Source organism: Breznakia blatticola (assembly GCF_004365815.1).
Lineage (GTDB): Bacteria > Bacillota_I > Bacilli_A > Erysipelotrichales > Erysipelotrichaceae > Breznakia > Breznakia blatticola.
Genome location: NZ_SODD01000003.1, coordinates 1 through 16,058 on the forward strand (window position 1 = coordinate 1; position 16,058 = coordinate 16,058).

At 34.7% G+C, this 16,058-nt stretch carries 16 protein-coding genes; 4 read left to right on the top strand and 12 right to left on the bottom strand.

The genetic code is table 11. The annotated features are described in order from the left end of the window. Positions 1 to 173: 173 nt before the first annotated feature. The 8 genes from EDD63_RS01415 to EDD63_RS01450 all read right to left on the bottom strand — a co-directional run bounded on the left by EDD63_RS01415 (position 174) and on the right by EDD63_RS01450 (position 8,810). Entirely contained in the window at positions 174 to 1,025 is an 852-nt protein-coding gene (locus EDD63_RS01415) for a YitT family protein (RefSeq protein WP_134167736.1), read from the bottom strand. Positions 1,026 to 1,032: 7 nt separating this feature from the next. After that, positions 1,033 to 2,134, bottom strand: a protein-coding gene (gene prfB, locus EDD63_RS01420) for a peptide chain release factor 2 (protein WP_208318280.1) whose coding sequence is annotated in 2 segments (ribosomal slippage) — positions 1,033 to 2,070 and positions 2,072 to 2,134 — 1,101 coding nt in all. Because the reading frame shifts where the segments join, the coding sequence is not laid out codon by codon here. Positions 2,135 to 2,140: 6 nt separating this feature from the next. Then, complete coding sequence (gene secA / locus EDD63_RS01425; protein WP_134167740.1) at positions 2,141 to 4,474, bottom strand: preprotein translocase subunit SecA; 2,334 nt, start codon at positions 4,472 to 4,474, stop codon at positions 2,141 to 2,143. Positions 4,475 to 4,566: 92 nt separating this feature from the next. Further along, the gene (locus EDD63_RS01430; protein WP_067421503.1) at positions 4,567 to 4,767 is read right to left on the bottom strand and encodes a cold-shock protein; all 201 of its coding nucleotides are present in this window, start codon (positions 4,765 to 4,767) and stop codon (positions 4,567 to 4,569) included. Between the two features lie 193 nt (positions 4,768 to 4,960). Continuing rightward, the gene (locus tag EDD63_RS01435; protein WP_134167742.1) at positions 4,961 to 5,953 is read right to left on the bottom strand and encodes a siderophore ABC transporter substrate-binding protein; all 993 of its coding nucleotides are present in this window, start codon (positions 5,951 to 5,953) and stop codon (positions 4,961 to 4,963) included. A gap of 14 nt (positions 5,954 to 5,967) precedes the next feature. Further along, entirely contained in the window at positions 5,968 to 6,720 is a 753-nt protein-coding gene (locus tag EDD63_RS01440; RefSeq protein ID WP_134167744.1) for an iron ABC transporter ATP-binding protein, read from the bottom strand. Further along, positions 6,721 to 7,770: an iron chelate uptake ABC transporter family permease subunit gene (locus EDD63_RS01445; protein ID WP_134167746.1), complete on the bottom strand. Its 1,050-nt coding sequence runs from the start codon at positions 7,768 to 7,770 to the stop codon at positions 6,721 to 6,723. Continuing rightward, positions 7,767 to 8,810: an ABC transporter permease gene (locus EDD63_RS01450; RefSeq protein ID WP_243833716.1), complete on the bottom strand. Its 1,044-nt coding sequence runs from the start codon at positions 8,808 to 8,810 to the stop codon at positions 7,767 to 7,769. Before EDD63_RS01450 ends, EDD63_RS01445 begins: the two co-directional genes overlap by 4 nt. A gap of 166 nt (positions 8,811 to 8,976) precedes the next feature. Between EDD63_RS01450 and EDD63_RS01455 the strand changes: the two genes are divergently transcribed. Then, positions 8,977 to 9,846, top strand: coding sequence for a mechanosensitive ion channel family protein (locus EDD63_RS01455; protein WP_134167748.1), 870 nt, complete (start codon positions 8,977 to 8,979; stop codon positions 9,844 to 9,846). Between the two features lie 16 nt (positions 9,847 to 9,862). On the opposite strand, the gene EDD63_RS01460 is transcribed toward EDD63_RS01455, so the two are convergent. Both EDD63_RS01460 and EDD63_RS01465 read right to left on the bottom strand, forming a co-directional pair. Beyond that, complete coding sequence (locus EDD63_RS01460; RefSeq protein ID WP_134167750.1) at positions 9,863 to 10,786, bottom strand: AEC family transporter; 924 nt, start codon at positions 10,784 to 10,786, stop codon at positions 9,863 to 9,865. A gap of 85 nt (positions 10,787 to 10,871) precedes the next feature. Continuing rightward, entirely contained in the window at positions 10,872 to 11,735 is an 864-nt protein-coding gene (locus tag EDD63_RS01465) for a MerR family transcriptional regulator (RefSeq protein ID WP_134167752.1), read from the bottom strand. Positions 11,736 to 11,842: 107 nt separating this feature from the next. Between EDD63_RS01465 and EDD63_RS01470 the strand changes: the two genes are divergently transcribed. After that, positions 11,843 to 12,532 carry a PRD domain-containing protein gene (locus tag EDD63_RS01470; protein ID WP_134167754.1) on the top strand — a complete coding sequence of 230 codons (690 nt, stop codon included), beginning with the start codon at positions 11,843 to 11,845 and terminating at the stop codon, positions 12,530 to 12,532. On the opposite strand, the gene EDD63_RS01475 is transcribed toward EDD63_RS01470, so the two are convergent. Together EDD63_RS01475 and EDD63_RS01480 are read right to left on the bottom strand one after the other, a co-directional pair. Beyond that, a complete protein-coding gene (locus EDD63_RS01475; protein WP_134167756.1) occupies positions 12,517 to 13,146 on the bottom strand; it encodes a phosphoribosyltransferase family protein in 630 nt (209 codons plus the stop codon). The genes EDD63_RS01470 and EDD63_RS01475 overlap by 16 nt on opposite strands. Then, positions 13,098 to 14,246: a helicase-related protein gene (locus EDD63_RS01480; RefSeq protein WP_134167758.1), complete on the bottom strand. Its 1,149-nt coding sequence runs from the start codon at positions 14,244 to 14,246 to the stop codon at positions 13,098 to 13,100. The genes EDD63_RS01475 and EDD63_RS01480 overlap by 49 nt, the downstream gene beginning before the upstream one ends. 98 nt (positions 14,247 to 14,344) lie before the next feature. Between EDD63_RS01480 and EDD63_RS01485 the strand changes: the two genes are divergently transcribed. Together EDD63_RS01485 and EDD63_RS01490 are read left to right on the top strand one after the other, a co-directional pair. Next, positions 14,345 to 14,833 carry an Lrp/AsnC family transcriptional regulator gene (locus tag EDD63_RS01485; protein ID WP_134167760.1) on the top strand — a complete coding sequence of 163 codons (489 nt, stop codon included), beginning with the start codon at positions 14,345 to 14,347 and terminating at the stop codon, positions 14,831 to 14,833. Continuing rightward, entirely contained in the window at positions 14,833 to 16,014 is a 1,182-nt protein-coding gene (locus EDD63_RS01490; RefSeq protein ID WP_134167762.1) for a pyridoxal phosphate-dependent aminotransferase, read from the top strand. Before EDD63_RS01485 ends, EDD63_RS01490 begins: the two co-directional genes overlap by 1 nt. Positions 16,015 to 16,058 lie beyond the last annotated feature (44 nt).

The following is a 16,058-nucleotide window of genomic DNA, read 5'->3' on the forward strand; positions in this document are numbered from 1 at the left end:
AGATCTACATTTATTTCACTATTGATATAAATCAAATAATCTATTTTCAAACTTTTTCATAAAACTACTTGATTTTAATATAGTTAGCTATCTATCCTATATATGAAGGAATGAATGTTTCCTTTATTTTATCACTTTATCATATTTGTGTTACATTTTCGAATTTGTAACACTTATCCGTTATACGTAAATCCTTCTCCATGTACTTCATTTACGTTATTCACAATCATAAATGCAGATGGATCTACATGTTCAATAATTCTTGTTAGTAATGGCAATTGCTTTTTCAAAATAACAACCATAATCATATAGCGATCTTCTCTTGTATATGCACCTTTTGCATTCACAATTGTTGCACCACGATCCAATTGCTCATAAATTTGTTCAATGATGGTATCTGTATGATCAGAAATAATCATTACATTTTGTGCTTCTGCCATACCAAGTAACATCGTTTTCTCAACCATGAGACTACTTACATACACGGAAATTAATCCAATCAGTGCTGGTTCAATACCGTGTATTGACATCCCTAACAATACCGTTAATGCATCTGTAATCAAAACGAGTCTTGATACAGGGATGTTGGTATATTTATGAATAATCAGTGGAGGAATATCCATCCCTCCCGTTGAGGCTCCAGTTCGAAAAACAAATCCAAGACCACCACCAACAAATACTCCTGCATAAATAGAAGCTAATATCGGATCAGTCGTAATGGTATATTTTGCTGCAATCAATCCAAAGACATGAACGAGTACAGGATATAAAATACTCGATAACGCCGACTTAATCATAAAGTTGCGTCCAAGAAACGCTCCACCAATCAAGAATAAGGATATTGTGAGAATCGTAATGATGTCATTCACATTGATTGGTACAATTGGTGCTACAGCAACTGCAATCCCTGCAACTCCACCAGATAATATATCGTTAGGTACAATAAAGAAAGCAACTCCAATTGCTAACAATATATTTCCTAGTAGCATCATGCCTACATCATTTACTATCTCTTTTTTACTCATAATTCTCCTATTTCACTAATGATTTTAAATACGCAAAGACAAAGTCATCAAGCTTTCCATCCATGACTCCTTGCACATCTGTTGTTTCATAGTTTGTGCGGTTATCTTTCACAAGTTTATACGGTTGAAAAACATATGAACGAATTTGACTTCCCCATTCGATCAATTTGCTTTCTCCTTTAATTTCAGCCATTTTTTGCATTTGTGCTTCTACTTCTTTTTGATAAAGCTTACTTTTCAAAATGAGCATTGCTTGTTCTTTGTTGTCATGTTGACTACGTCCATTTTGGTTTTTTACACTAATTCCAGTTGGAATATGTGTAATACGCACAGCAGAATCCGTCTTATTGACGTGTTGTCCACCTGCTCCACTTGAACGCATTGTTTCAATTTCTAAATCTTTATCTTCTAAGACAATTTCAACTTTGTCGTTAAACTCAGGAATGATATCGACACTTGCAAATGAAGTATGTCTACGTCCACCTGAATCAAAAGGAGAAATACGCACCAGTCGATGTACTCCTTTTTCACTTTTTAAATACCCGTAAGCCATTGGACCTTCAATACGGACCGTGACACTTTTTAAGCCTGCCACATCTCCAGGAAGATAATCCAAGACTTCCAGCTTAAAACCTTTGCTTGTTGCATACTTTGTATACATCCGATAGAGTATTTCTGCCCAATCGCAAGATTCTGTACCACCTGCACCAGGATGCAATTCAAGAATGCAATTGCTTTGGTCATATTCACTTGATAATAGCACTTGGATTTCAAAAGCTTCGAGTTGTTCTTCAAAGCTTTCATATTCCATTTCAAACATTTCGTGAAGTTCATGATCCTCTTCTACTTTTAACATCTCATAGATATCAAATAGATTTGTATAGGCAACTTCTAGTCGATGACTTCCATCAACATATGCTTTTAACACATTCAAGGATGCCACATTGGCTTGCGCCTTTTTGTGGTCATCCCAGAAATTTGGTTCATTTTGTGCTTGTTCAAGTTCTTCAATTTGTTTTTTCTTACTAGCTAGGTCAAAGAGAGTCGATAAGTTGTTTTAACTTATCACTGTCATTGTCCAAGTGTTGTTTAATCTCATATAATTCCATAGACACCTATGCTTCTTTACGCTCGATTTTAATACGAATTGCGAAGAATACGATTTCACGTGCGATGTTTTGTGACATATCATCGAACATTTCAAATCCTTCTTGTACATATTGTTGTAATGGGTTTGATTGTGCAAAACTACGTAAGTGAATTCCATCACGAAGTTTACTCATCGTATCAATGTGATCAATCCAGTTACGGTCAATTGTACGTAATACTACATTACGTTCGAATTGTGTATATTGTTCACGAATTCCATCAAGTTTTGCATCATAGAAATCCCAAGTGAAATCTAAAGCTTTTCCTTTTACTTCATCAGGGTCTAATCCAAAGAACATTTCTTCTTTGATTGTTCCTTCTTCAAATCCAAGTACTTCAAATGCGTTTACTAAACTTTTTGTATCCACATCTCCACTTGCACCAATGTTTGCATCTACCATGTTATTTGTAACACGTTCAAACATTTCTTTTACAATGTCATGCACATTTTCATTTTCTAAAATGTGGTTACGAAGATCATAAATAATCTCACGTTGTTGACGAAGTACATCATCATAGTCAAGTAATTGTTTACGCACGTCGTAGTTTTGACCTTCGACACGTTTTTGCGCATTTCCAATTGCTTTACTTACCATTTTTGATTCAATCGCAGCTCCTTCAAGTGAAGAGAATGCTTTGTTTAATAATCCTTCTTGTCCAAAACGTACCATTAATGTATCTTGAAGTGATACATAGAATCTAGAGAACCCAGGGTCCCCTTGACGTCCAGAACGTCCACGAAGTTGGTTATCAATACGACGTGATTCATGACGTTCACTACCCAATACAGCAAGTCCACCTAACACTTTACTTTCATCAGAAAGCTTAATATCGGTACCACGACCAGCCATGTTGGTTGCGATTGTTACAGAACCTACTTGTCCTGCTTTTGCGATGATATCCGCTTCACGTTCGTGGTTTTTCGCATTTAACACTTCGTGTTTAATACGTTCGCGTTTTAACATTTGACTAATGTGTTCAGAAACTTCAACTGAAATTGTACCAACAAGTACTGGTTGTCCTTTTTCATGAAGTGTTTTTACTTCTTCAACTAAGGCTAAGAATTTGTATTCTGCAGTTTCGAAAATTGCATCTGGATAGTCCATTCTTGCAACTGGGCGGTTTGTTGGGATTTCAATAACACGCATGTTGTAGATTTCTAAGAATTCTTCTTCTTCGGTTTTTGCTGTCCCTGTCATACCACATAGTTTGTCATATAAACGGAAGAAGTTTTGGTACGTGATTGTTGCTAACGTACTTGTTTCTTCTTTGATCTTTACACCTTCTTTAGCTTCAATGGCTTGGTGTAATCCATCAGAATACGCACGACCTTTCATCAAACGACCTGTAAATTGGTCAACGATAACAATTTCATCACCATCAACTACATATTCAACATCACGCATCATAATGTAGTTTGCACGTAGTGCCATTGTAATGTGGTGAACAAGTTGTGAGTGTTCCACATCATATAAGTTTTTCACTTTGAAGTTTTTCTCTGCACGTGCAACTCCACTTTCTGTTAAGCGTACTTGACGTGTTTTTTCATCAACTTCATAGTCACTTGGTTTTAACATTTTTGCGAAGTAATCCGCATTTTGATAAAGGTTCGCTGTTTTCTTAGCTCCCCCTGAAATGATCAATGGAGTTCTAGACTCATCAACTAAAATTGAATCGACCTCATCGACAAGTGCTGTATTAAGTCCACGCATAACACGGTCCTTTACATCTGTCACCATATTATCTCTTAGGTAATCAAATCCTAGTTCTGAGTTTGTTGTATACATAATGTCACATGCATATGCTGCACGTTTTTCACTAGGTGTAAGTGCACGCATATTCACACCAACACTCAATCCTAGAAATTCATAGATTTGTCCCATCCATTCAGCATCACGACTTGCTAAGTATTCGTTTACTGTAACTACATGTACACCTTGTGATGATAGTGCATTTAAATACACTGCCATTGTTGAAGTAAGGGTTTTCCCTTCTCCGGTTTTCATTTCGGCAATATCACCATTATGCATAACAATTGCCCCCATGATTTGGACTAAATATGGGAACTCACCAATTACGCGTTTTGCAGCTTCACGACTTACCGCAAATGCTTCAACTAATATATCATCAAGTGTTTCTCCACCTTGTACTCTTGCTTTAAATTCTGCAGTTTTTTCACGTAATGCATCATCACTTAATGCTTCCATTTCACCTGCTAAGGCATCAACTTTTCTTGCTGTTGATTCAATTTGTTTGAGGCGTCCACTTTCCCCACCAAACAATTTATTTAAAATACCCATGTATATACCTCCATACCTTGATTATTATACCTTATTTACTGCCTATATACAAAACAAAGAGAAGGAATTTCACTTCCCTCTCCTTGTGTTAATTAAGCTATAACTTTAATGTCTTGCGCTTGTAATCCACGATCTGTTTCGATCATGTCAAATTCGACTTCTGTATCTGGATCAATTGTCTTGAAACCATCCATAACAAGTTGTGAATAATGGAAGAAAACGTCTTTTCCATCTTCAATTGTAATGAAACCGAATCCCTTTTCAGGGTTGAACATTTTGATTTTTCCTTGCATTACGATCAGTACTCCCTAGCCTTTCTATGCAGTGTGACCACATACACTCATTGTACACGCTTACTTTAAAAAAAACAAACATAAAACATACAAGTGTAACCGCTTATATTTCGTTAATGAAAATAATACTTTTCACTTATATAAAACAAAGCAAAGTACATAAAATATACCTTGCTTTTGATATGTTTATTTCTTATGGAAGCAGTGCACTTTCTAAATCACTTAACATATAATCTAATGCGCGAATTCCACCTTCAGCTGTATACCATATATTGGAATGTTCAAGATATACAATTCGATTATTTTTGTATGCATCTGTCGTTTGTACCAATTCATTTTCAATCACTTCTTTTGCTGGAGTCGCACCTTCTGTACCAATTGCTTCATCACGGTTCATCACAAAAATATAATCCGGTTGTAGACGAACAATATATTCAAAGGAAGTTTCATTTCCGTGAGTTGATGTAATATTTGATTTTCCTTCATCACTTTGTGCACCTAAGCCAACGTTTTCAAATCCAACTTCAACCCCAATTAGTGAACAGCGTCCATCATTACCTAACACATTAAATCCACCAGCATTAAGCATCCCAACAAAAGCTGTTTGATCTTTCGCAATCGCTTGTAGTTTCTCGATTCGTGCATCATAGTCTGTAAATAGATTTTTCACAGTATCTTCCTTACCAAAAATGGAAGCAATCGTAGTTGCATTTTCTTTTGTACTTTCAACAACACCTTTTTCTGTATCTGTTGCTAAAAACACAACAGGTGCAATTTTTGATAATTCATCATACTGACTAGCTAAACGTCCACCGATAAAGATCACATCAGGATTTGCCTCCATCACTTTCTCTAAACTTACTTCTTTAATCGTTCCTAGATTAAGAAGTTCTTCATTATTTACATACGATTGAAGATATGCAATTGATGAACCTTTAGATACACCAACCACACGATCCCCAACACCAATGTTATCTAATATATCAAGTGCTGCTAAGTCCATGACTGCCACACGTTGTGGATTGTATGGAACATCCAACTCAATTTGTTCTTTATTTGCATTCAATGTTGTAATTGTTACTGTTTCTTTTTTTGTATTTTCTTTTGTTGTGCTGCTTTCCTTGTTACAAGCCACAAGTGCAAACATCATCACACATGCTAAACACACAGTTGTTATTTTTTTCATATTTTCAATCTCCTCTAATAGTAAATGGAAAGTGGTTTTCCCTTCACTTCTTGAATTTCAAAATCTACTTTATAGATATTTTTTAAATTTTCTTTTGTGATTACTTCTTCTACTGGACCAAAGTTTGTGATTTTCCCATCAACAAACGCACAAATATAGTCCGAATAAAATGCAGCATAATTAATTTCATGCAATACCATGATTACGGTTTTATGTAGTTCATCGCATAGTTTGCGAAGAGTTTTCATCATATTGGATGCATGATAAATGTCTAAGTTATTGGTTGGTTCATCCAATAAAACATATTCCGTATCCTGTGCAATGACCATTGCGATATATGCACGTTGTCTTTGCCCTCCAGATAGTTCATCAATAAATTGATCTTGCATTTGGGTTAATTCCATATAGTCAATCGCGTTTTGAATTAGCTCTTCATCTTCTTTATTCAAATGACTTCCAGAGTATGGAAAACGACCAAAAGCAACAAGTTCACGTACTGTTAGCTTCATTTGTACATGGTTGCTTTGTGTTAAGATCGCAAGACGCTTACTTAATTCTTTACTTTTCCACGCTTCTAATTTCTTTCCTTTAAAAGTGATACATCCTGTATCCTTGGCAATTAGTCGGGATATCATATGCATTACGGTTGATTTTCCAGCACCATTTGGACCAATTAAAGAAAGTACTTTTCCTTTTGGAATTTCAAAATCTACTTGATCTACAACCGTTTTTCCATCATATGTTTTTGTTAGTTTTTCGATTTTCATCTAGATACTCCTTTTTTGTCGCAGCAGTAAGTATAAGAAATACAAACCACCAATTACAGTGACAAATACACTTAATGGAACTGCGTATACCATAATGTGTTCCACAAATACTTGTCCACCAATTAAAGCTATCATACCAACCAATACCGATCCCATAATTAAGTAACGATGTTGATACGTTTGAAACATTTGTCTTGCGATATTTGCCACAATCAAACCTAAAAATGAAATAGGTCCTACTAGCGCTGTAGCAACAGCAATAAGTAATACGACACCAAACAAAAGTCTTCGAATCGTACGATCATAGTCTACACCAAGGTTGATTGCTTGCTCTTTACCTAAGGTAATAACATCTAATAAAGCAAAGTCTTTTCTCAAGATATATGAAATTGCAATAACCACCACAATAGAAAACAGGATAATTTCTGTATTCACATTTGAGAAACTTGCCACTAAACTAACCAGTAGCGTGTCATATTCATTTGGATCCATGACACGAATCATCGTTGATTGCATACTACCAAATAAAGATGATAATACCGTTCCAATTAACAATACATATAAAATATTGTATTTCGTCTTTTTGAATAGGTATCCATAAATAAAAGTTGCACTTACACCCATGACAAGTAAATCTATAGCAAACGATAGATTCACATTACTTGCTATACGACTTGCAGATCCAAAAAAGAAGACGATTGCTGTATGCAATAAGGTATATAGTGAATTCATTCCAAGTAAGCAAGGAGTCACGATTGTATTTTGAATTACCGATTGGAAAATCATTGATGCCTTACCGATACATAATGCAACAACAAGCATCGCTATAAGTTTTGGTACACGGATTTCAAGTGCATACCAAAATAATTGGGGATGATCAAAGCGAACGCCAACGAATACATAGAGCACACAAGCAAGTACAGTACACATCGCAAGCAACACAAGTGTCCATTTGTGAGAACGTTCTCTTTTTTGTAGAGTAGTAGCTTTATGTTTATTCTTTGCAATAGAAGGTGTTTGATCTATCGTGAATTGTTTTATGTATTTCATGAAGAAGCTCCTTCGATCATGGTTTTCTTCTCTTTTCTAACAATGGCTTTTCTACCATGATTCAAGCGTCGTATTAAAATTGCAATAAATACAACACTTCCTAAAATACCGATAATTAACTCAATCGGTAATTCATATGGCGCAATCACTACACGTGCTAATATATCGCAAACTAATACGAATAGTGCCCCAAGCAATGCAGTATCCACCAAAGTGCCTCGTATTTTATCACCTTTAAACATTGCGACAAGGTTTGGCACAATTAAGCCAATATAAGAAATACTTCCTACAACTACCACAACACTTGCAGTAATCATGGCTGCAATACTTAAACCAATAAATAAAATAACATTGTAGTTTACACCAAGATTTTTTGAAAAGTCTTTTCCCATTCCAACGATATTGAAATGATTGGCAAATATAAATGCACAAATCACAAGCGGAACTACTAAGTATACAATTTCATAGCGACCTCGTAAGACCATTGAAAAATGCCCAGTTAACCAAGAAGACAATGCTTGTGTCATCTCAAATTTATAGGCAACGAAATTGGTAATTCCACCAATCACATTCCCAAACATAATCCCCACAAGTGGTACCATTACGACATCTTTAAACTGAATCTTTTGAATAAAATAGATATAGATCCATGTCCCTAGTAGTGCAAACAAAGATGCAATGATCGCTCTTTGCCATATCGTAGCAGCTGGAATAAAAACTAATACCATGAGAATTCCAAATTGTGCAGAAGAAATAGTTGCTCCTGTAGTTGGTGATACAAACTTATTCATACAAAGTTGCTGCATAATAAGTCCTGCCACACTCATACCGACTCCTGTGCAAAGAATTGCAAGTAGTCTAGGCAGACGTGAAATAAGTAATATCTCAATTTGCGAAAAGTCTTTACCCAATATCCCTGATAACTCCATATCTAAGACACCAACAAATAATGACGCATAAGATACAATGAGTGTTAAACCTAATAAAATAAACGTAAACTTTCTTTCTTTGATAAGATCCACCTCCCGAAGTTTTAGCAAAACGTTTCATGTAAAACTCTAATCCCTATCAACATATAAAATGTTAGACGTCTCTAACTTAGACAAGGATAACATTTTATATTTTTCGTGTCAATAACTTTTGAACTTCAAAATAGACATTCAAAATCTACGTGTTACAATATATAAAAACTAAAGGAGGCACACCATGTTTTTAGCTACAAATGATACGACTGAACCAAACATTTTTGACTTTGGTAATACGATATTTGAAGATGGATTGCTGACAAGTTTGATTGTGATTACTGTGTTAGCACTTATTTTCTACCTTTGTTACACATTTATTAATCGCTTTATGCAAAAGCGCGAGTTAGTCAATGCAAAAAGTATTGCAAACATTACGCGTGGTATCTTAATTATGATTTGGGTACTTATAGTATTTAGTCGATTTGTTATGTTTGCCCCAATCGCAAAAGGAATTCTAGCAAGTTCTTCAATTATTGCTTTGATTGTTGGTATTGCAGCACAAGATACACTAGGTAATTTATTTTCTGGAATTATGGTTATTATTTCAAAACCATTTGTTGTTGGTGATCTAATCAAAATCAATCAAGATCAACTTATCGGATATGTCGAACAAATCACATTGCGTCATACAATTATTCGCACATATGAAAACAATCGCATCATTATTCCTAATAACGCGATCAATCAAGCAGTTGTCGAAAATGCAAACTTTGTGACGAGTGTGAAATCAAATTACTTTGAAGTTGTAGTTACCTTTGATTCTGATATCGATGTAGCTGTACAACTGATGAAAGAAGTTTGTTTACAGCATCCAAAATTCATTGATAATCGTTCACATGCAGAAATTCAAGCAAATATTTCACCAGTTAATATCAGTTGTACGCGTTTTGCTGATACAGGTATGGTCTTACGTGCTGAAGTTTTTTCAGAAGATTCCATCTCCGGATTTCACATTTTAAGTGATTTGCGCTTTGCCTTAAAGAAAGAATTTGATGCACATGGTGTTCAATTTGCATACAACCATACATTTACCAATCCAAAAGAAAAATGAGCCAACGCTCATTTTTTTAAAATAATAGAAAAATAAATAACGGTATACTCACCACAGATACTAACGTTGTTAGTGAAATCGTCTTTGAAGCAATGCTTGTATCTACATCATATTGCAAAGCCAACATCAACGGGATAGAAGCTGATGGCAACATAAATGAGAATACAAACAGTTCTTTAAAAAATACCGAAACATCTAGAAAATAGATCAATCCAAAACCGATAAACGGAAAGATAAACATCTTAATAAAGACATTTTTTAGCAGTGCGATGGTTTCCTTGTTTTTGGCAAGTCCTGCAAACGATAGATTTCCACCAACGACAATCATACTTAATGGTACAGTTGCTTGACCAAGTAACCCACTTGTTTCTGTCACAAAACTTGGTAATTTAAACTTCGCTAAAAAACATACTAAAGCAATAATTGAAGTAATTACACCTGGTGTTAAAAACATGCGTACATATTCTTTTACCTTAAAACTGCGTTTCCCTTTATTAAGCAAATACACTCCATATGTATAAATCAAAATGTTAAATGGCAAATGTAGTACCGTAAAAACGAATACTGCATAATTTCCATACATCACTTCCAATAGTGGATAGCCAATAAATGAAAAGTTAGCAAAGGCAAGTAAGATTTGATACAATGCCTTATCTTCATGCGTATGAGCAATTTTATGAGCAATCCATTTACTCATCATAATAAATACAACATAAAGTGCAATTCCAAGTAATAAACATTGTATGATTTCCGCATCACTGATACTACTTGGTGTGCTTGAGGAATACAAAATCAATGCTGGCATCATAATATTAGCCACCAAAAATGATGTTTGCTTCATCATTTCATCACCCAATCGATTTGCTCTTCGTAAAAAATAGCCAACGAGAATGAGTGAAAACAACTTCACCATCGTCGTTAATAAAACAAAAAAATCCATGCGTTTCTCCCTGTACGTCAATAAACTTTATTGTGCCTAGTATACGCCTTTTTTATACACAGTGGAAGTATAAGATACATTTTCCCTATATTTCTGTATCTGAATCTACATCTTTCAGTCGAATGGAAACGCGTATCACAATATCAATGGAATGTTGAACCGATATTTCATTAAGTAAATAATCTGCGTAAATATCGTTTTCCACTTTTAGTTGATGCTTTATAGCATACGTATACATACTTTTACTAAATTGCTCTAGTTGTTTAAAATCTCCATTCATATATCCAACCAAGTAGGTTCCTGCTTCGATATACGTATCACTCTTTGGAACATGATAATAAAATTCAGCTGAATCAACCGTGTCAAAACTATAACTAATTACATTATCTATACTTTTCATCCGTTGATGAAAGCCTAATGGAAAAGCTACATCATATCCTTCTTGCTTTGCTTGTTGATAAAATTTTGTGCTCATGCGCGTCATTGATTCTGTATGTGTCTTTGAGATAATCACTTGTTTGCTTGCCACAAAAATAGGCTGTCTTTCACTTCGATGTTCTACTTGAATGTCACCAAATTTTATATCACTTACTTGTTTGGCATATGCAACTTGCATTTCCATCATCTGTTGAACCTGTTGAAGCTTTGCAATTTTTGCTTCAACTTTTTTGTGTTGCATTTCAAACAATTCTATCATCGCTTCAGGTGAACGCTTATCACTATATGCTTTTATTTCTTCAAGTGACATTCCTGTCTCCTTTAAAATACGAATCATACGAATCGTATATAGTTGACGATAGTAATAATAACGATATCCATTATCTAAAGTGATATCCGGTGTAAATACACCAATTTGATCATAGTAAATAAGATTCTTTCGACTTACTCCAGAGGCTTTGGCAAACTCTCCGATTGATAAATACATCTTACGATCTATTGTTTGTTCCATAAAATCACCACCTATTTACATTGTAGTCAAATACCCCTTGACTGTCTAGTAACTATACAGTTTATGATGTGCATATAGATAAAGATACAACTAGAAAGGAGATCTACATGTTACATTCAAAATCAATTCAAACAAATAACAACTACTTACAACTTGAACCCATCAACTATGGTGAACTCGTCAGAAAATACGTATCACTTGTAAAACGCGATATTAATGAAAAGGTGAATTATTCTCTATACGTTGATTTGTGTCGCTATTTGCATCACGCTAAAATCATAGATGCGAAAGTAGATAAACAAACGCTTTGGCTGAATCAACACTTTTTCATGCAAGAGTACAATCTTGCTAAAGCACTTACTTCTGAATTACAATCACGAAGTTTAGTTCCTACATACAATACCTATCATGCAAGTGAAATCGCGCAACTAATTGTTGCCGCAAACTTTTCACTAACAACAAAGCAACTAAAGACGATGCATCATATCATTTTAGATATTTATCAAATCATCAATGATCACATATCATTTTCGATTGATGAAAAGCGATTAAGTGTTCACAGTTTTATTGAACACATAAAATATCTAGCGTATCGAATTATCAATCGAATTGATGCACATAGTGATATGAGTGAACTTGCTACTTGCTATAAAGAACAGTTTCCAAAAGCTGCTACATGTAGTGCTCATATTGCAGCGCATATTAGTGAACACTATGATTTTCATCTTTCTGATTCAGAACAACTATTTTTATTGTTTCATATTCAAAAACTTGCAAATATTCAGTCAAATGATTGAACCATAGCAATCGAAAGCAATTTCACATCATGCGCAGCAAGTAAATCCACCATTGCTTTTAGTGTATGACCGCTTGTACAAACATCATCAACGAGTAAGATTTTATGTGGTAAATCTACATCATTTCTAGCAATCACTTTAGCGACATCTTTTCGCTTACTTGCAATTTGATTGTTTTGTTTATAATCATATTGTTTTACAAATCCATGCATTTTTTTCAACTTTACTTTTGCAAACATTTTCTCTAGAGGAATAAACCCACGTTCCTCTAGTTTTTCTTTGCTTGTTGGTGCATAAACAATCGTATACCCTTTATAAGTTTTTTCAATGTATTTAATAAATGGTTCAATAAAAATAGAAGCAAGTGCTTCATCTCCACCTTCTTTACACGTAAACATCAAATCTTCAAAATATGTAGTGTATGCATAAAAACTGAATACCTTCATTCCTAACACGTCATATTCACGATGTACATTTGTAAATGATCTTCGACAAGTTCCACAAATACAATCATTTGAAAAGTAGTCAAAAATACTTCGTCCTTGCATAACCGATTGGAAGCAGATTAAACATGTTTCGCTTTTTTGTTCATCATGATGATTTCTTTTTTGCATGCTTCTATCTCCTTTGTTTTTCTTTTACAAAATATATAGGCATACCCTGTTGGTGCATCAAATTTACGACCGACGCGTCCAATCATTTGAATCAAAGATGCTTTTGTATAAACAACATGTTCACCATGTAAAATAGCTACATGCACACCTTTGATGGTAATTCCTCTTTCCAATATGGTTGTTGCAAAGACAATTTGAAAATCTCCATTATTAAATTGAGCCATCAATTCATCCTTATCTGTAGTCATTGAACTAATCGATCTACATCGAATAAATCGCCTACATATTTTTTCAAGTAACTCTACCTGTGATATTTTTGGTAAAAAGATAATCCACTTCCCTTTATGTCTCATTACACAAAGAAAACAAAACACATATTGAAGTATACTTGGCAAACGAAAAATCTTTGGCTTTATTAGTGGATGTTTATGTGGTCTTTCAAAAATCGATACTTGTCCCATGTAACCATCTTTAACTTCTTGAAAGTGTTGTGCTTCAGGAGTTGCACTTAATAGTAACATTTTTCCACAACAAGCATTGATAGCAAGTTGCTGAAGTACTTCATTATTGGCAAATGGAAATGCATCCATTTCATCAAGTACAAGTAAATCAAAACACTTATGATACCGATACAGTTGATGTGTTGTACAAACAATTAAGTCACCATCAATAACATTTGTATATCCACCACATACCTTAATGACATTTACACCAGGAAATGCTTGCGCTAAACGCTCTGCTAGTTCAATAACAACTTGTCTACGTGCAATAGCATAACCAACCTTCTTTCCATCTTTTAAATGTTGTTGGATTTGCTGGAGTGTGATTTCTGTTTTTCCTGCACCACATGCAGCATAGACGAGAACTTTATTATGATGTTCGTATAAGAGTTCAACTTTTTGAATTGCATCCTTTTGTACATCACTAAGTTCATAATCCAAATGAATCTTCGTCTGTATTTTAGGCTTATACACTTGTGGACTTACTATATGTTGATTCACATATACTTTGCCAAAACGAATGCATTTGCGACAATAGATTCCTTTTGTATCTTCATAGAAATAGAGTTTGTTTTCATTTTTACATCTTGGACATTTCATACCTACATATACAAAAAATATAGGAAATTTCCTGTGTACTTATCGTTTTTATAATAAAAATACTGTACAATAGAAACCATATAAAAAGGAGGCAGTATATGAACGATTTAGAATTACTACAATTATTAGCTGCAAATGCGAAGTATAACACTGAAGATCTTGCAGTTATCTTGCAAACAGACTTACAAGATGTGGAGCAAAGAATCGCCGCCTTGGAGCAAAAGAAAATCATCTGTGGTTACCACACGATTATCAATTGGGATAAAACAAGCGAGGAACAAGTCACATCGATTATTTATTGTGATGCGATTCCTGAACGTGATCACGGATATGATAATATCGCTAAAAAGATTTATAACTATCCTGAAGTTGAATCAATGTATTTAACTAGTGGAAAAAGTGATTTCATTATTATGATTCATGGACAAACCATGAAAGAAGTGGCAAGCTTTGTTGCGACTAAACTTGCATGTATTGAAGGTATCACTTCAACAAGTACATTATTTGTTTTACAAACATACAAAACAAGCGGCGTGATTATGAAAGATGAAGAGACAGTCAGTGAAAGACTTGTTGTTACGCCATAATGAAACTTGAAGATAAATTAAGTACAGTTGTAAAACAAATGAAACCTAGTGGAATTCGAAAATTCTTCGACGTCGCTAAACAAATTGAAGATGTCATTTCACTGGGAGTTGGTGAACCTGATTTCGATACACCATGGCACATTCGTGAAGCTGGAATATATTCGATCGAACAAGGGCATACACACTATACAGAAAATGCAGGACTTTTAGAATTGCGTAAACAAATCTGCGATTATTATAAACGTCGCTATGATTTAGAGTATCAAGCAGAAACTGATTGCTTAGTTACAATTGGTGGAAGTGAAGCACTCGACAACTGTTTTCGTGCATTATTAAATCCTGGAGATGAAGTCATTGTTGCTACACCTTGTTTTGTCTCGTATGAGCCAACGGTACACATGGCTGGTGGTGTTGTAAAGTATTTACCACTACAACATCAAGACGAATTTAAAATTACACCAGAAGGACTTAAAGCATGTATTACCGATAAGACAAAATTATTGATGATCAACTTCCCTGGTAATCCAACCGGAGGAACAATGAGTAAAGAAGACTATACAAAACTTGTTCCAATTATCAAGGAACATGAAATTATTGTAATTAGTGATGAGATCTACTCAGAGTTAATTTATGAAGGTGAACATGCATCACTTGCACATTTTCCTGAAATCAAAGATCAAGTCTTAATCGTCAATGGATTCTCAAAAGCATTCGCGATGACAGGATGGCGACTTGGATATTTACTTGGTCCAAGTACAATACTTCAAGCAGTCATTAAGATTCATCAATTTGCAATTATGAGTGCACCAACTACTGCACAATACGCTGCAATTGAAGCACTTAAAAATGGGCAAAAAAATGTTGATGCAATGCGCTTAGCATATAAAGCACGACGCAACTTAATCGTTGATGGATTTAATAAAATGGGGCTACCAACGCATCTACCAAAAGGTGCATTTTATATCTTCCCAGACATTCGTCCAACCGGACTAACAAGTGATGAATTCTGTGAACGACTTATTAAAGAGCAGCGCGTTGCCTGCGTTCCTGGGACTGCATTTGGTGAAGCAGGTACTGGATTTATCCGTGTATCTTACGCATCAAGTTTAGAAGAGATCAAAGAAGCACTATCACGAATTGCAACGTTTGTTGAACCATTCAACCTAACAAGCACTAAGTAAATAAAGAAGCTGTTATACGTAAGAGATATTCCTCTAATGTATAC